The 16125-nt window shown below is 74.4% G+C and carries 13 protein-coding genes and 1 pseudogene; 10 read left to right on the top strand and 4 right to left on the bottom strand.

Going from position 1 to position 16125, the window contains the following annotated elements; all coding sequences use genetic code 11:
* Positions 1-22: 22 nt before the first annotated feature.
* The 5 genes and pseudogenes from ABD254_RS01645 to ABD254_RS01625 form a co-directional block, all read left to right on the top strand.
* Positions 23-1282 (top strand): annotated as a pseudogene (locus ABD254_RS01645) (cytidylyltransferase domain-containing protein); the annotation flags it as partial.
* A 48-nt stretch (positions 1283-1330) separates the two neighbouring features.
* Positions 1331-2257, top strand: coding sequence for an N-acetylneuraminate synthase family protein (locus ABD254_RS01640; protein ID WP_344245246.1), 927 nt, complete (start codon positions 1331-1333; stop codon positions 2255-2257).
* A gap of 22 nt (positions 2258-2279) precedes the next feature.
* Positions 2280-3362, top strand: coding sequence for a glycosyltransferase family 2 protein (locus ABD254_RS01635; RefSeq protein ID WP_344245244.1), 1083 nt, complete (start codon positions 2280-2282; stop codon positions 3360-3362).
* A complete protein-coding gene (locus ABD254_RS01630) occupies positions 3359-4753 on the top strand; it encodes a polysialyltransferase family glycosyltransferase (RefSeq protein WP_344244981.1) in 1395 nt (464 codons plus the stop codon). Before ABD254_RS01635 ends, ABD254_RS01630 begins: the two co-directional genes overlap by 4 nt.
* Positions 4746-5897, top strand: a complete 1152-nt coding sequence (locus tag ABD254_RS01625; RefSeq protein WP_344244979.1) for a glycosyltransferase family 2 protein — start codon at positions 4746-4748, stop codon at positions 5895-5897. Before ABD254_RS01630 ends, ABD254_RS01625 begins: the two co-directional genes overlap by 8 nt.
* A gap of 104 nt (positions 5898-6001) precedes the next feature.
* On the opposite strand, the gene ABD254_RS01620 is transcribed toward ABD254_RS01625, so the two are convergent.
* A complete protein-coding gene (locus tag ABD254_RS01620) occupies positions 6002-7348 on the bottom strand; it encodes a DUF6716 putative glycosyltransferase (RefSeq protein ID WP_344244977.1) in 1347 nt (448 codons plus the stop codon).
* On the bottom strand, positions 7345-8373 hold the full coding sequence (locus tag ABD254_RS01615; RefSeq protein ID WP_344244975.1) for a hypothetical protein: 1029 nt from the start codon (positions 8371-8373) through the stop codon (positions 7345-7347). The genes ABD254_RS01620 and ABD254_RS01615 overlap by 4 nt, the downstream gene beginning before the upstream one ends.
* 178 nt (positions 8374-8551) lie before the next feature.
* Here ABD254_RS01615 and ABD254_RS01610 point away from each other — a divergent pair, with 178 nt between their 5' ends.
* Positions 8552-9553, top strand: coding sequence for an ABC transporter permease (locus tag ABD254_RS01610; RefSeq protein WP_344244973.1), 1002 nt, complete (start codon positions 8552-8554; stop codon positions 9551-9553).
* Entirely contained in the window at positions 9546-10532 is a 987-nt protein-coding gene (locus ABD254_RS01605; RefSeq protein WP_344244971.1) for an ABC transporter ATP-binding protein, read from the top strand. The genes ABD254_RS01610 and ABD254_RS01605 overlap by 8 nt, the downstream gene beginning before the upstream one ends.
* A 113-nt stretch (positions 10533-10645) precedes the next feature.
* Here the strand turns inward: ABD254_RS01605 and cysC are convergent, their stop codons facing one another.
* On the bottom strand, positions 10646-11863 hold the full coding sequence (cysC, locus tag ABD254_RS01600; protein WP_344244969.1) for an adenylyl-sulfate kinase: 1218 nt from the start codon (positions 11861-11863) through the stop codon (positions 10646-10648).
* Positions 11860-12870 carry a sulfite exporter TauE/SafE family protein gene (locus tag ABD254_RS01595; RefSeq protein WP_344244967.1) on the bottom strand — a complete coding sequence of 337 codons (1011 nt, stop codon included), beginning with the start codon at positions 12868-12870 and terminating at the stop codon, positions 11860-11862. The genes cysC and ABD254_RS01595 overlap by 4 nt, the downstream gene beginning before the upstream one ends.
* A gap of 146 nt (positions 12871-13016) precedes the next feature.
* Here ABD254_RS01595 and ABD254_RS01590 point away from each other — a divergent pair, with 146 nt between their 5' ends.
* Genes ABD254_RS01590 through cysN form a run of 3 tightly spaced genes read left to right on the top strand, consistent with a single transcriptional unit; the run spans position 13017 to position 16090 of the window.
* Complete coding sequence (locus ABD254_RS01590) at positions 13017-13877, top strand: 3'(2'),5'-bisphosphate nucleotidase CysQ (RefSeq protein WP_344244965.1); 861 nt, start codon at positions 13017-13019, stop codon at positions 13875-13877.
* Positions 13874-14776, top strand: coding sequence for a sulfate adenylyltransferase subunit CysD (cysD, locus tag ABD254_RS01585; protein ID WP_344244963.1), 903 nt, complete (start codon positions 13874-13876; stop codon positions 14774-14776). The genes ABD254_RS01590 and cysD overlap by 4 nt, the downstream gene beginning before the upstream one ends.
* Before the next feature lie 3 nt (positions 14777-14779).
* Positions 14780-16090 (top strand): sulfate adenylyltransferase subunit CysN, encoded by a 1311-nt coding sequence (gene cysN / locus ABD254_RS01580; RefSeq protein ID WP_344244962.1) that lies wholly within the window; start codon positions 14780-14782, stop codon positions 16088-16090.
* The last annotated feature ends 35 nt before the right edge of the window (positions 16091-16125 follow it).

The following is a 16125-nucleotide window of genomic DNA, read 5'->3' as shown; positions in this document are numbered from 1 at the left end:
TCGGGCTCTTAGTGTCAGCCCCATGAACGACATCCACCCTGATGGTGGCGCCCTCGTCGTGATTCCCGCCCGCGGCGGTTCCGCGGGGATCCCGCTGAAGAACCTGCAGCGGGTGGGAGGAACGACGCTCGTCGCCCGAGCGGTGCGCTCCGCACTGGCCGCGCCGTCGGTCACCGCCGTCGTCGTCTCCACGGACCACGACGAGATCGCCCGGGAGGCGGCCGCGCACGGCGCGCGGGTCGTCGGGCGGCCCGCCGACATCGCCGGCGCCACCGCGAGCTCCGAGTCCGCCGTGCTGCACGTCCTGGACGCGCTGCGCGACACCGACGGGACGGGCGGTGCCGAGCACGGCGCCGACCCGGCCGTGACCGTGCTCCTGCAGGCGACCTCGCCCTTCGTCGACCCGGCCGACCTGGACGCCGCCGTGCGCCGGGTCGCGTGCGGCGAGCACGACGTGGTCGTGGCGGTCGCGCCGACGCACGACTTCCAGTGGCGGCTCGACGGCGACGCACCGATCCCCGTCGGCCACGGCACCGACCACCGCCCGCGGCGCCAGGACCGCGCGCCCCACTTCCGCGAGACCGGCGCCTTCTACGCGATGCGCACCGCCGGGCTGCGCGAGGCGGGCTCCCGGTTCTTCGGCTCGGTCGGCCTGCAGCCCGTGGCGGCCGAGTGGTCGCTCGAGATCGACGAGCCGCGCGACCTGTGGCTCGCCCGCACGCTGCTGGAGCAGCTGGTCGCGGCCTCCCCTTCGGTCCAGCTCGTCGATTCCCGGTCCGTGGCCTCGACAAGCTCGACCGACGCCGTCGACGTCGACGACGCCATCGACGTCGACGCCGTCGTCACCGACTTCGACGGCGTGCACACCGACGACGCGGCGTACGTCTCCCAGGACGGTACCGAGTCTGTGCGGGTGCACCGCGGCGACGGGCTGGGCGTCGCGCGCCTGCGCCGCGCCGGCGTCCCGCTGCTGATCCTGTCGACCGAGACCAACCCCGTGGTCGCGGCGCGCGCCCGCAAGCTCGGCGTCGACGTCCTGCACGGCGTCGACGACAAGGCCGCGGCCCTGCGCGACTGGTGCGCGGTGAACCGCCTCGACCCGGCCCGCGTCGCCTACGTGGGCAACGACCTCAACGACCTTCCCGCCCTGGACGTCGTCGGCTGGCCGGTGGCCGTCGCCGACGCCCGTCCCGAGGTGAGGGCCGCCGCGCGCGTCGTCCTCACCCGACCCGGCGGCCACGGCGCCGTCCGGGAGGTCTGCGACCGCGTGCTCGGTGCACGCGCGCGCACGGCCACGACAGCACGTCCCGCACCCCGAAAGGACATCCCGATGACCAGCACGTCCGCCACCGCCACCGCCACGACCGGCGCCGGCCTCCCCGCCGAGCGCGCCGTCCAGATCGGCGACCACGAGGTCGGCACGGGCAAGCCCGTGTACGTCATCGGCGAGATCGGCATCAACCACAACGGCGACGTCGAGATCGCCAAGCAGCTCGTCGACGTCGCCGTCGCGGCCGGCTGCCAGGCCGTGAAGTTCCAGAAGCGCACGCCCGAGATCAGCACCCCGAAGGACCAGCGGGACAAGATCCGGCAGACGCCCTGGGGCGAGATGACGTACCTCGAGTACAAGTACCGGGTCGAGTTCGAGCACGACCAGTACACGGAGATCGACCAGTACGCGAAGGCGAACGGCATCCAGTGGTTCGCCTCGCCGTGGGACGCCCCCTCGGTCGCGTTCCTCGAGGAGTTCGGCGTGCCGACGCACAAGATCGCCTCGGCGTCGGTCACCGACCACGAGCTGCTGCGGGCGCTCGCGGCCACGGGCAAGCCGCTGATCCTGTCGACGGGCATGTCCACGCTGGAGCAGATCGACGCCGCCGTCGAGATCCTCGGCACGGACGGCCTCGTGATCCTGCACGCCACCTCGACGTACCCGCTGCCGCCCGAGGAGGCGAACCTGCGCACCATCGCGACGCTGCAGGAGCGCTACGGCGTGCCGGTCGGGTACTCGGGCCATGAGACGGGCCTGCAGATCTCGCTCGCCGCCGTCGCGCTCGGCGCGGTCGCCGTCGAGCGGCACATCACCCTCGACCGGGCGATGTGGGGCTCCGACCACGCCGCGTCGCTGGAGCCGAAGGGGCTCACCAACCTGGTGCGCGACATCCGCATCCTGCAGGATGCGCTCGGCGACGGCGAGAAGCGCGTGATGCCCGGCGAGCTGTCGCCGATGTCGCGCCTGCGCCGCGTCGACGCCTGAACCGGCGCGGGCGTTCGTGACGATGCTCGACGAGCGTCCGGCGGTCTCGGTCGTGATCCCCGCGCGGGACGCGGCCGAGCACCTGCCGGACGCGCTCGGGAGCCTGGGCCGGCAAGGCCCGGGCGGGAGCGACCTCGGCGACGACCTGGAGGTCGTGGTCGTCGACGACGGCTCCGTGGACGACACGGACGACGTGCTCGCCGAGGCCGGGGCGCACCTGCGGCGGCTGAGCGTCGTGCGGCACTCGGTGCCGCGCGGCGTGTCGGCGGCCCGCAACCACGGGGTGCGCCGGTCCTCGGGCGCCTGGGTGACGTTCCTCGACCCCGACGACTGGTTCTTCCCGGGCCACCTGGCGGCGATGCTGCGGGCGGCCGGGAGGCTCGCCGGCCCGCTTCCGGCCGACGGCGAGGACCGCGCCGACCGCGCCAACGGCGAGGACGGCGCCCGCGGCGCCAACGGCGAGGACGGCGCCGGCGGTGCCGGGGTCGACTTCCTCGTGTGCGACCAGGTGCAGTCGCGGGGGACGGAACGCACGATGGTCCGCGCCCCGGAGCCCCGCCGGCACATGCCGCTCGACCCTCGCACCGGGATCCTGCCGACGTCGCGCACCACGATGGTCAACTACGTCCAGGTCTCCAGCCGGTTCGTGTCCCGCGCGGCCGTCGACGCGGGTCTCGCACGCTTCGACGAGTCCCTGCCGACGGCGGAGGACCGCGAGTGGGCGTGGCGGCTGCTGCTCGGAGCCCGCTCGTACGCCGTCGTCGACGCACCGGGCTACGTGTACCGGCGGCAGGTCGCGGGCTCCCTCACCGACATCGGCGACGCCCGCCAGCTCGGGTTCCTCGACGCGTACGGCGCGGTGCTCGACGGCCTGCGCGCGGCGGGTCGCGCCGAGCTCGAGCCGAAGGCGCTGCGGGACGCGCTCGTCGTGCTCCACCACCACGTCCAGCGGCGCGCGACCTACCCGGACGACGTCTGGCGGGCCATGGTCGCCGGCGCCGGTGCGCTGCTCGACCGGTTCGACGACGACGTGGTGGCCGCGCAGGTGGCCGCGCTCGGCCCCGACCGCGTGCACGCCCTCCGACGACAGGGAGTGCACCTGTGACGGTCCAGATCATCACCGCCTCGACGCTCTTCGGCGTCGCGACCGTGGCCGCCGCGTGGGACGCGGGGGCGCTCCGGCGGCGCGAGCGCACGCTGCTCGTGGTGCAGCACGACGTGCCGGTCCCGGAGGCGCACCCGGCGTTCCCGCAGGGGCCGGGGTTCGCCTCGCTGGCCGACCGCTTCGACCGGGTCGTCGGCTGGAACGAGGTCGTCGAGCCCCACCACCCGACGAGGTGGACGCCGCGCGCCGACGACGTGCCCCTGTGGCAGCGGCTGCTGCGCGGGCGCTGGGGGCTCGGCGACGAGCCGGTGGAGATCGTCGGGGAGTCGGTCGCGACGGCCCCGACGTCGGCGCTCGTCGCCATCTTCTCCGGCGCCGCGGTCACGGGGTGCGGCGACGGGCTGAGGGCCTACGGGCCCGCCCGGAACGCGCTGCCGCACGACGTCGGGGGCCGGGTCTCGGCGCTGCTGCACCTCGACCTGCTGCCCGGCGTCCGCCCGGCGTCGCTCGAGGAGTGGGACGTGCCGACGACGGTCGTGCCGTCCGAGTCGTTCCGCAAGGTCGTCGCGGGGCTGGCCGACCCTGCCGACGGCGAGGTGCTCGCCGAGGGGCTGCCGCAGGCCGGCGGCTACGGCCTGGTCGTCGGCCAGAACCTCGCGCCCGCCGGCCTCGTGACGCCCGACCAGGAGGCGGCGCTGCACCGGTCGATGGTGCGCACGGCGGCCGAGCGGGGGTTCACCGAGGTGGTGCTCAAGCCGCACCCGTCGGCCCATCGCCACGGGGCGGGCGAGCTGGCCCGGCACGCGCGCACGCTCGGCGTGACGCTGCGCACGGCGCCGCCCGGGGTGCTCGCCGAGCAGCTGTTCGACGCCGCACCCCCGGGGCTGGTGGTGTCGTGCTTCTCGACGGCGCTCGCCACCGCGTCGGCGGTCTTCGGCCTCCCGACGGCGAGCGTCGGGACGGCGATGCTGCTCGAGCGGCTCGAGCCGTTCGCGAACGGCGACCGCGTGCCGGCCGTGGCGGTCGACGCGCTCGGCCGCCCCGACGGCGCGTGGCGCGACCCGCGGCGGCTCGAGCAGCTGGTGCGGGCCGTCGCGTACTGCCAGCAGCCACGCCACCTGGAGCGGTTCCGCGCCGGGACGGCGGACCTGCTGGCCGGCCTGGACGAGGCCGACCTGGCGCTCTGGTTCGACCGGAAGCGGCTCACCGCCCTCGGGCTGCCGGGCGGGTCGCGGCTGTCGCCCTGGCGCTCCGTGCGCCTGCTCGCGGTCGCCGACGCGCTCGACCGCCGCACGGGCGGGGCGCTGCGACGCCTCGCCCGGGAGCGGTACACGCGGGCCGGAGACGACGTGCGCGCCGGCATGGGCGCGGTGGAGGCGCGACGTGGCTGAGACGGTGGCTGAGACGACGACGACGACGGAGCCCGTGCCCGGCGCGAACCCCGGCGTCGCCGTCGTCGCGTGCGTGCGCGACGAGGAGGCGTACCTGGCGGAGGCGGTGGCCTCCGTGCTCGCGCAGGACTACGCCGGGCCGCTGCGGCTCGTGCTGGCCGTCGGGCCGTCGGACGACCGCACGGCCGAGGTGGCGGCCCGGCTCGCCGCGTCCGACGCGCGCGTCGTGCTGGTCGACAACCCGACGGGGTCGCGCTCGATCGGGCTCAACCTCGCGATCGAGCGCGCGACGTCGGACGCGGCGGCAGCGTCGGGCGAGCCGCCGCGGCAGGGGGAGGCGCCGTCGGGCGAGCGGCCGCCGGGGGAGGAGCCCGACGGCGCGCAGGTCCTCCTGCGTGTCGACGGGCACACCGTGCTTCCGCCGGCCTACGTGCGGCGGTGCGTGGCGACGCTCGAGCGCACCGGCGCCGTCGCGGTGGGCGGGCTGATGCACCCGGTCGGCTCGACCACGGTGCAGCGCGCCGCGGCCCGGGCGATGAGCCACCCGGCGGGGATCGGCGCGGCGACGTTCCACGTGGGCGGCGAGGCCGGGCCCGCGGAGACCGTGTACCTCGGCGCGTTCCGCCGGTCCGCGGTCGAGGCGGTCGGCGGCTACGACCCGTCCCTGGTGCGCGCCGAGGACTGGGAGCTCTGCCTGCGGCTGCGCCGGGTGGGCGGGCTGCTCTGGTTCGACCCCGCCCTGCAGGTCACCTACCGGCCCCGGCGCACGCTGCGCGCCGTCGCGAAGCAGTTCTGGCGCACGGGCATGTGGCGCCGTGAGGTCATCCGCCGCGACCCGACGACGGCGAGCGTGCGCTACCTCGCTCCGCCGGTGCTGGTCGCGGGCCTCGCGGGGTCGGCGGTGCTCGGGGTGGTCGGCGCGGTCGCCGCCCTGCCCGCCGTCGCCGTCCTCGGCGGCGTGATCCCCGCGGCCTACGTGGCGGGGGTCCTGGCCGCCACCGCGCACGCGGCGGCGCGCCGTCCGCGGCTCGGGCTGCGCGAGACGCTGGTGCTGCCGGTCGTGATCGCCACGATGCACCTCGCCTGGGGCGCCGGTTTCGTGCGGGGTCTCACCGACCGCGCGGTCGCCGACCACCGCGCCTGACCGCGCCCCGCCCCTCGCCGAACACGGGGTGGGGATCGCTTTGGACCTCCAAAGCGATCCCGACCCCGTGTTCGGCGCAGGGTGGCGAGGAGAGCGGGGTGCGGTCAGCGGCGGAGGGCGCGCGCCACGCGGACCGGCAGGGCCGAGCGGACGACGGTGTACGTGTGGCGCGGCCACGACCACGGCGTCACCGCCCGGCCGGGCAGCTCTCCGGCCCGGGCACGAGCCGCCAGGGCCGCGACGGCGGCCGGCAGCTGCGACGGCGCGCTCTGCAGGTAGTGCTCCGCGCACCACGCGGGGTCCGGCGTCGGCCCGCCGGCGCGGAGCGTCGCCGCGACCTCGTCCAGGCGGCGAAGGCAGCCGGAGCCGGCGAACGGCTCGTTGAGCAACCCGGGGCCCACCCCGAAGTCGGTGAGGAAGATCGTCGGCAGCCCGCGCGCCAGGGACTCGAGCGCCGCCGTCGAGCTCACCGTGAGCAGCGCGGTGCCGGGGACCAGGTGGTCGGACATCGGGCCCGTCGCGAAGCGCACCGCGCCCTCCGGGTGCCCCAGCCGCGCGCGCTCGGCTGCCCACAGCGCGTCGAGCGGGTGCTCCTCGTTGTGCGTCTGCCGCTCCCCGGCGCGGGCGCGGAGCTTGACCACGACCTCCAGCCCGCCGCGCGACAGCTTGGCGAGACCGTCGAGCAGGGCCACCCGGTCGTCGCGCGACGCCGGCACCTTCGCCTGGGCGGCGAGCACCACCCGCCCTACCCGCGCCTTTCCGCCGAACACGGGGTGGGGATCGTTATCGGGGTCGATAACGATCCCCACCCCGTGTTCGGCGGAAGGAACGGGCGGCGCCGGGTCGAGGAAGGGCAGGCGTGTGAGCACCAGCTCGGGGGCCGCGCCGTGGGCGGCGAACGCCTCCGCGTACGGCCCGGCCTCGACGGCGGCGTGGACGACGAACGCGTCGCACCACCGCCGCCAGCCCGTACCGTGCGTCGTCGCGGGCAGCGCCATGCCGGGCAGCCCGGTGACCAGCGCGGGACGCCTGCCCGCGCGCACGCCGGCCGCCTGCCGGGCGACCAGCTCCGCGACCGGTCCGGTCGCCGCGACCAGCACGACGTCGGGCCGTGTGCGCCGCAGCAGGCGGCGCTGCGCCGCCGTGCCGAGCACCGGCGGCGGTGCCAGGCCCGTGCCCGCGACCGCGGCGGACGCCTGCCCGGGCGTGGGCGCGATGGGCGAGCGGACGAGGACCGCCGACACGCGCGGCGCGGCGCCGCCGTCCTGACCGCCGTCGTCCTGGCCGCGGTCGTCCTGGCCGCCGCCGTCCTGACCGCCGTCGTCCCGCAGGCGCGCGAGCGTCCACGCGGCCCACTTGAGGTAGGAGTCGGAGTCGGCGACGGCGAGCACGCGCGGCGCCGCCGTGGCGCGGAGGGTCCCGGTGCCGAGGACGGTGGTGCCGGCGGTCATACGGCGGTCGGCACGACGCCGCGCGCCGGCAACCCGAGCGGCGACGGCCCGCGAGCACCGGCCACGGCGCGCGCGGCGAGCTCGTGGGTGGCGCCCAGGTGCCGGCGGAGCTCGGGGGTGGCGCGGTCGGTCCACCAGGCGTCGGGCACGGCGTGCGGGGTGACCGTCACCCCGCCGCCTGCGAGGAGGCGCGACAGCGTGATCGCGGAGGTCGACGGCAGCATGACGACCCGCTGGCCGGGCCGCAGGCCGCGCAGCCGGATCTCGACGGGCGCACCCGGCGCGTCCACGACGATCCCGGGCAGCCGCTCGAGGAGCGCCGACACCAGAGGGTCGTGCCGGCGGTGCGGAACGTACCGCACGGGCCCGTCGGCGGCGACGCCGCGCACCCACGCGGCGTAGCGGTCGGCGTGCAGGAGCCCGTCGGCGACGAGCGCGGAGCCCACGACGACGGTCGGCTCGGGGGGCGCGTCGGCTTGCGGCCGGGAGCGGAGCCACTCGAAGCGGTGCTCCAGCACCTCGACGCCGAGGTCGTGCAGGCGGGCGCGCAGCGCGGGGTCGAGCGGCAGCGTGGTGCACAGGGTGAGCCGGCCGGCGTCGGCGATCCGCCGCAGCCGGCGGGCGGCGAGGCTGCCCAGCCCGTACCGCAGGGGTCCGGCCGGCGCGCCGATCCGCACGAGCGCGGAGCCCGTCGCCATCCGCCGGGCCAGGTCGAGGGTCGCGAGCCCGTCGTCGACGACCACGAGCCGCTGCGGGGGCCGGGGCGTGCGCACGAGGGCGGTCTGGAAGGCGCCGGAGAACGGGTCCCCGACCACCACGACGCCGTCCGGGAGGTGTCGCGGTGCGGGAGCCACGTCGACGTCCAACCCGGCGGGCAGCCCGAGGGTGTGCACGGCGCCGACGCTCGCCGCCAGGGTGGGGACGTCGGCGCGGGCCCGGACCCGGGTGCGGGTGCCGGCGTGCCCGGCGGCGTGCGCCTCGATGGCGCCCAGCAGCTGCAGCGGAGACTCGACGAGCGCGGTCACACCGTCGAGCGTCACACCGACGGGTGGCAGGCGGATGGCACCGTGGCGTCCGGCGGACGACGGGAGTCTGACGGCTCGGTGAACGCGGGCCGGCGCGCGGTGGGCGGCGGGGCGGGGGTGCCTGCTCTTGTAGGATCGTGCGGTCGAACATTCCCGAACGACGGGTATCACCACCACTGTGACCACCGAGACCAGCGAGGCGAATCGCACGCCGGGCGGTGGCGGCGACAACCGCGGACACCGCGCCACCCCCACGCCGCCCGAGCCGATCACGCCTGCCCTGACGTCGTCCGAGCGCCAGGCGCTCGCCGACCAGTTCCAGCTCCGCAAGATGGGGGTGCGCCCGCCCCTGGGGACCTACGTCCGCGACGTGCTGGCGCGGTGGGCCTTCATCCGGGTCCTGGGCACGGCGAGCGCCTACGCGAAGAACCAGAACAACTACCTCGGCCAGCTCTGGGCGATCCTCAACCCGGTCCTGAACTCGATCGTCTACATCCTGGTCTTCGGCATCCTGCTGCAGGCGAACCGCGGCGTGGAGAACACGATCGCGTTCATCGTGATCGGCACGTTCCTCTTCCGCTTCGTCGAGCAGTCCGTGCACGGCGGTGCGCGTTCCATCGCCCAGAAGACGAACCTCATCCGGGCGATGCACTTCCCCCGGGCGGTACTGCCGATCTCGCAGGTCGTGTCGCTGCTGGCCACGCTCGTGCCGGCGCTGGTCGTGATGTGCGCGATCGTGCTGCTCAGCGGGCTGCTGCCCGCGTACGAGCCGGTGCCCGTCACCTGGGAGTGGCTGCTGCTGCCCGTGATCGTCGCGCTGCTGTGGATCTTCAACACCGGGCTGGCGTTCGTGGTGGCGCGGGCCGTGGCGATCACGCCCGACCTGGACAACATCATCAGCTTCGTCATGCGGCTGGCGATGTACGCCTCGGGGGTCATCTTCCCCGTGGCCCACTACATCGAGCGCCTGCCCGACGACGTCGAGGCCGTCCTGCTCCCGATCGCCCAGTACCAGCCCATCTCGGTGTACCTGTACCTGGGACGGTCCGCGCTGCTCCAGGAGCCCAACATCCCGCCCGACCCGACGATGTGGCTCTGGGCCGTGGGCTGGGCGATCGTGATGTTCGTGGTCGGTTTCATCATCTTCTGGCGCGGTGAGGAGCGATACGGCCGTGACTGAGTCCGACCTTCATCTCGACGTCGACCTCGACGCCGACTTCGAGCCCGAGGACCTCGTCGGCGCGTCGCCGGTCGCGACCCTCGGCGACCCGGTGCTCGTCGTCGACGACCTGCACATCGTGTACCGGGTCTTCGGCGGCAACGCGAACGCCGCGGCCCGGTCGGGCGCGCACGTGCGCGACGCCGAGGTCAAGAAGCCGTCGTTGTTCAAGCGCGTGCTCAGCTCGGGCTCGCAGCACGTGGGCGCGGTGAGCGAGGTGCACGCGGTGCGTGGCATCTCGTTCGTGGCGTACCACGGCGAGGCGATCGGCATCGTCGGGATCAACGGGTCGGGCAAGAGCACGCTGCTGCGCGCGATCACCGGCCTGATCCCGCCGGCGTCCGGCTCGGTGTACACGGCGGGGGAGCCCGCGCTGCTTGGCGTGAACGCCGCCCTGATGCCGCAGCTCACGGGCGAGCGGAACATCATGATCGGCGGTCTCGCCCTCGGCCTGACCCCCAAGGAGGTCGAGGAGCGCTTCGACGAGGTGGTCGAGTTCGCCGACATCGGCGATTTCGTCTACATGCCGATGAAGACGTACTCCTCGGGCATGGGCGCGCGCCTGCGGTTCGCGATCTCCTCGGCCGCGACGCCGGACATCCTCATGATCGACGAGGCCCTCGCGACAGGCGACGCCGCGTTCAAGGCGCGCTCCCGGGCCCGGATCGAGGAGGTCCGGAACAACGCCGGCACGGTCTTCCTGGTCAGCCACTCGATCGGCACCATCGAGGCCCTGTGCACGCGCGTGCTGTGGGTGCACCAGGGGGAGCTCGTCATGGACGGCCCCACCATGGAGGTCGCCGAGGCGTACAAGGCGTTCGTGCACGAGCACCGCAAGGCGAACACCTCCGCCCGCGCCGGGGGCGTGGGACCGCGCCGTCGCCGCCGCGGCAACGGCAGCGGCAAGGGCGACGACAAGCAGACCGCCGCTTCCTCGTAGCGAAGGTCGGCCCTCGGTACGACGACGCCCTGGACGGTCCGACCGTCCAGGGCGTCGCTGCGTTCTCGGGAGGCCTGTCCCGGCGGGCCGGTCCGTCCCGGCTCAGTCCCGGCTCAGGAGTCGAGCCGCGCCACGAGCGCCTGGCGCACCTGGGCCACCGCGTCGGCGACGCTCACCTGCGACGTGTCGATCGTCAGGTCGGCGTCGGTCGGGGTCTCGTAGGGCGAGGAGATGCCGGTGAACTCGGGGATCTCGCCGCGCCGCGCCTTGGCGTACAGGCCCTTGCGGTCGCGCGCCTCGCACACCTCGAGCGGCGTGCTCACGTGCACGAGGAGGAAGGTGCCCGCGGCCTCGGCGTGCTCGCGCACCCGGGCGCGGCCGGACGCGAAGGGCGCGATGGGCGCCGCGACGGCGACGCCGCCGTGCGAGGCGACGAGCGACGCGACGTAGCCGATGCGCTCCACGTTCAGCTCGCGCGACTCCTTGTCGAAGCCGAGCCCCTTGGACAGGTGGTGGCGCACCTCGTCGCCGTCGAGCAGGGTCGTGTGCAGGCCCTCGTCGTCGAGCTCCGCCGCCAGCGCGCGGGCGACGGTCGACTTGCCCGACCCGGACAGGCCGGTGAAGAAGACGACGGCGCCGGTGCGGCGGGCGGTGCGGGCGGCGCGCGCCAGCTCGCGCGCGGAGGCGTCGGGGTACAGGGCGGCGACCTCGTCCGACCACAGCGAGCCCAGGCCGGCGACGCGCGCGGCGTCGTCGTCGGCGCGACGGGTGGCCAGCACGACGGTGCTCCCCGCGCCGTAGCGAGCGCCGACGTCGGGCCACCGCAGGGACTCCGGGGCGTCGGCGGGCCACGGCACGACGACGACGTCGACACGCCGCGCGTCCTCCGCGCGGAGGCCTTCGGCGAGGCCGGTCGCGACCCGCACGAGGCCCGGGGCGCCGACGGCCCCGGCGGCGGGGGCGCGGCGGGCGGCGGGCACGAGGAGCAGCACGTGCTGGGCGCCGTCCGTCAGGCCGGGCAGGGCCGCGACCTCGCTGCGCGTCGGGGGCTCCGCGACGACGACCGCCACGGCAGGGGTGTCGCCCACCGCGGCGCGGACGTCGTCGGCGCCACGCCGCAGCGCGGGGTCCCAGTGCGGGCCGGCGGCGCGCGCGAACGGCTTGACGGGGCGCAGCCCGTCGCCGTCCGAGACCGCCAACGGGGTGTTCTCGGCGTCGGTCAGCGTCGCCGGCGGGCCGGCAGGGAGCCAGTCGGCCCCTCCGGCCAGGGCGAGCTCGAGCAGGTCCAGCTCGTCGGCGGTCAGGACGCGGGTGGTGTCGGGCAGGCTCATGGCCGGGGGGAACCGTCCTTGGTCTCGATGGCGTCGGTCGGGTCGGGTGGTGCGACCTGATCCCCGGGCGGTGGGCCGGCGGGGGCGGCGACGGTGCCGAGCGGCTTCGCCTTGGGGGGCAGCGCCTTGATCCGCTCCCGCACGACCACCCACAGGATGTTCCCCACGACGAGAGCGCCGGCGGCGGCGCCGACGACGACGCCCAGGGGCGCACCGAGCAGCTTGAGGCCGGAGGCGAGCAGCAGGATCGCCAGGGCGCGGCGGATGATGCCGCCGGGCGCACGGCTGGAGACCTGCGCGCCGAACCAGGCGCCGGGGATCGCCCCGATGAGCAGGGGCACGGTGAGGCCGAGCTCGAAGTCGCCGTAGAGGATGTGGCCCAGGGACGCCGCCGCGACGAGCGGCACCGCCTGCACCAGGTCGGTGCCGACCAGCTGGGACGCCTTCAGCGCGGGGTACAGCATGAGCAGCACCACGATGATGATCGAGCCGGCCCCGACCGAGGTGAGCCCGACCATGAGCCCGGCGACGGCGCCGAGGATCACGGTGGGGACCTTGCGGACGACGACGTCGGCGTTGGTGGGCGCGGCCGGCCCCTCGCCGAGGGCGGTGCGCCGCTGGAGCATGCCGAGCACCGCGCGCACCACGAGCCCGCCGGCGGCGATGAGCAGCGCGACCCCGAGGATCAGCTTGAGCGTCTCGTCGAAGGAGTCGCCCAGCGGCAGCCACTTGATGAGCAGCGCGCCCGAGAACGCGGCCGGCACGGACCCGATGCACAGCCAGAGCACGAGCTGGAGGTTCACCGTCTTGCGTCGCAGGTGCACGATCGCGCCGGCGGGCTTCATGAAGAGGCTGGCCACGACGTCGCTCGAGACGGCGGTGAGCGGGTCGACCTTGAAGACGAAGATGAGCATCGGCGTCATCAGGGCCCCGCCGCCCATGCCGGTCAGGCCCACGATGAAGCCGACGATCAGCCCGCCGAGGATCAGGGGCAGGTTGAAGTCCATGACCACCAGTTCTGTCGGGAATTCGGTCGGGAGCGTTGCAGGGCCGACCGCGTGCTGGTCAGCTCACAGTGGCACGCCTGGGGGGAATGGTAGCCTCGGCGGCGGCCTGCACGGGCCTCCGACCGCACCCCAGACCGAGGAGATGCATGTCCGAGCCGAGTCCGACCTACCCGGACCGGACGCTCAGCGACGCCGACCTCGCGGTGGCGCTCGCCGACGGCGCGGGGGCGGTCCTGCGGGGCCTGCGCGCCGACGTCGATGCCGCCGGTGGCGACTTCGAGGCCCGCGCGTTCAAGGACGCCGGTGACGCGGCGAGCCAGGAGTGGCTGGCCGCCGCCCTGGCCCACGCGCGTCCCGACGACGCGGTGCTGTCCGAGGAGGCGAAGGACGACGCGTCCCGCCTGGACGCCGACCGCGTGTGGATCATCGATCCCCTGGACGGCACGCGCGAGTTCGCCGAGCGTCAGGCCGACGGCGAGCGTGCCGGCGACTGGCGCGACGACTTCGCGGTGCACGTCGCGCTGTGGCAGCGGGGTCAGGGGCTGACCGCGGGCGCGGTCGGCCTGCCCGCCCGTGGCGCGGTCCCCAGCACCCGCGACGGCGGGACGCCCGGCGACGTCGGCGACGTCCTCGCCGGCCGTCGCCCGCTGCGCATCGCCGCGAGCCGGAGCCGCCCGCCGGCGTTCGTCTCGGACCTCGCCGCCCGCGGCGACGTCGAGCTGGTCCCCATGGGGTCCGCCGGCGTGAAGGTCGTCTCCGTGGTCGACGGCACCGTCGACGCCTACGTGCACGGCGGCGGCCAGTACGAGTGGGACTCGGCGGCGCCCGTCGCCGTCGCCGTTGCCGCCGGCCTGGACTGCACGCGCCTGGACGGCACGCCGCTCGAGTACAACCGCCAGGATCCCTGGCTCCCCGATCTCTTCGTGTGCCACCCGGCCCTGGCGTCGCACCTGCGTGCGGCGCTGACGGAGGTCGGGGTCGACATCAAGGAAGGTGCCCAGCCGTGACGTCTCACGTCCTGAGCCAGCTCCGCAGCCTCGAGGCGGAGAGCATTCACATCATCCGCGAGGTCGTCGCCGAGATGCAGCGGCCCTGCCTGCTGTTCTCCGGCGGCAAGGACTCGATCGTCATGCTGCACCTCGCGGCGAAGGCGTTCGCCCCCGCGCGGATCCCGTTCCCGATCATGCACGTGGACACCGGGCTGAACTTCCAGACGGTGCTCGACACCCGGGACCGCTGGGTGGAGCGCACCGGGGTCCAGCTGGTCGTCGCCTCAGTGCAGGACGCGATCGACCGCGGGCTCGTGCAGGAGGAGCCGAACGGCTCCCGCAACCGCATCCAGACGCCCGTGCTGCTGGAGGCCGCGGAGAAGAACGGCTTCGACGCCCTCTTCGGCGGCGGCCGCCGCGACGAGGAGAAGGCCCGCGCCAAGGAGCGCGTCTTCTCCTTCCGCGACGACTTCGGCCAGTGGGACCCCAAGAACCAGCGCCCCGAGATCTGGAGCCTGTACAACGGCCGGGTCCACCAGGGCGAGTCGATCCGTGTCTTCCCGCTGTCCAACTGGACCGAGCTCGACATCTGGGCCTACATCGCGGCCGAGGAGATCGACATCCCGGACCTCTACCTCGCCGAGGAGCGGGAGGTCGTCGACCGTGGCGGCATGCTGTTCGCCGTCAACGAGTTCACTCCGCTCAAGGAGGGCGAGACGTCCGAGGTGCGGTCGGTGCGCTACCGCACGGTGGGCGACGCCAACCTCACTGCGGCGGTCGAGTCGACCGCTTCCACGCTCCACGAGATCGTCGAGGAGGTGGCCGCCGTCCGGCTCACCGAGCGCGGCGCCACCCGGGGCGACGACAAGGTGAGCGAGGCCGCCATGGAGGACCGCAAGCGAGAGGGCTACTTCTAAGCCATGACCACCACGATCGAGACCACGGCCGAGGCTCTGACCAGCGGCTCCACGGACCTCCTGCGCTTCGCCACGGCGGGCTCGGTGGACGACGGCAAGAGCACGCTCATCGGGCGCCTGCTGTTCGACTCCAAGACGATCTTCGAGGACCAGCTCGAGTCGGTGGAGAAGGTCAGCACCGAGCGCGGCAACGACTACACCGACCTCGCGCTGCTCACCGACGGCCTGCGCGCCGAGCGTGAGCAGGGCATCACGATCGACGTGGCGTACCGCTACTTCGCGACGCCGAAGCGCAAGTTCATCATCGCGGACACCCCGGGCCACATCCAGTACACGCGGAACATGGTCACCGGGGCGTCGACGGCGGACGTCGCGCTCATCCTCGTGGACGCGCGCAAGGGCGTCATCGAGCAGAGCCGCCGCCACACCTTCCTGGCCACCCTGCTGGGCGTCCCGCACATCGTGGTCTGCGTCAACAAGATGGACCTCGTGGACTACTCGGAGGCGGTCTTCGAGAACATCCGCCGGGAGTTCACGGAGTTCGCCTCCCGGTTGCGCGTGCCCGACCTGACGTTCATCCCGGTGTCCGCGCTCGTCGGCGACAACGTGGTGAACCGCAGCGAGAACACGCCATGGTTCCAGGGTGCGCCGCTGCTCGACCACCTGGAGCGGCTGCACGTCGCCTCCGACCGTAACCTCACGGACGTGCGGTTCCCGGTTCAGTACGTGATCCGCCCGCAGTCCCACGACGCGCGCGACTACCGCGGCTACGCAGGCACGGTCGCGAGCGGCGTCATGAAGCCGGGCGACACCGTGCGGGTGCTGCCGTCGGGGCTCGAGACGACGATCGAGAGCATCGACACCGCCGACGGCCCGGTCAACGAGGCGTACCCGCCGATGTCGGTGACGGTGCGCCTGGCCGACGAGATCGACATCTCGCGCGGCGACATGATCTGCCGGCCCAACAACACCCCGGCCGCGCTGCAGGACATCGACGCCCAGATCTGCTGGATGGACGAGACCGCCCCGCTGGTCAAGGGCAAGAAGTACGCCATCAAGCACACCACCCGCTGGGCGCGCGCGATGGTCAAGGACATCAACTACCGCGTCGACGTGAACACGCTGCACCGCGACGAGCAGGCGACCGAGATCGGCCTCAACGAGATCGGCCGCATCCAGCTCCGTGTCACGCAGCCGCTGTTCGTCGACCCCTACCGGCAGAACCGCGAGACGGGTTCGTTCATCCTGGTCGACGAGTCCACCAACAAGACCGTCGCCGCCGGCATGGTCGGAGGCCTGCCGCACTCGGCCTGAGCACCACGAGACGACAGCTCCTCGACGTCGACCAC

The organism is Isoptericola hypogeus (assembly GCF_039531145.1).
In the GTDB taxonomy this organism is placed as follows: domain Bacteria; phylum Actinomycetota; class Actinomycetes; order Actinomycetales; family Cellulomonadaceae; genus Isoptericola; species Isoptericola hypogeus.
This window is presented reverse-complemented; position numbering and strand designations above follow the sequence as displayed.

Excerpts from the sequence above, each read along its gene's own strand:
- ABD254_RS01640 (WP_344245246.1), top strand. The coding sequence starts at position 1,331 with ATGACCAGCACGTCCGCCACCGCCACCGCCACGACCGGCGCCGGCCTC.
- ABD254_RS01635 (WP_344245244.1), top strand. The coding sequence starts at position 2,280 with ATGCTCGACGAGCGTCCGGCGGTCTCGGTCGTGATCCCCGCGCGGGAC.
- ABD254_RS01620 (WP_344244977.1), bottom strand. The coding sequence starts at position 7,348 with ATGACCGCCGGCACCACCGTCCTCGGCACCGGGACCCTCCGCGCCACG.
- cysC (WP_344244969.1), bottom strand. The coding sequence starts at position 11,863 with ATGAGCCTGCCCGACACCACCCGCGTCCTGACCGCCGACGAGCTGGAC.
- ABD254_RS01595 (WP_344244967.1), bottom strand. The coding sequence starts at position 12,870 with ATGGACTTCAACCTGCCCCTGATCCTCGGCGGGCTGATCGTCGGCTTC.
- ABD254_RS01590 (WP_344244965.1), top strand. The coding sequence starts at position 13,017 with ATGTCCGAGCCGAGTCCGACCTACCCGGACCGGACGCTCAGCGACGCC.
- cysN (WP_344244962.1), top strand. The coding sequence starts at position 14,780 with ATGACCACCACGATCGAGACCACGGCCGAGGCTCTGACCAGCGGCTCC.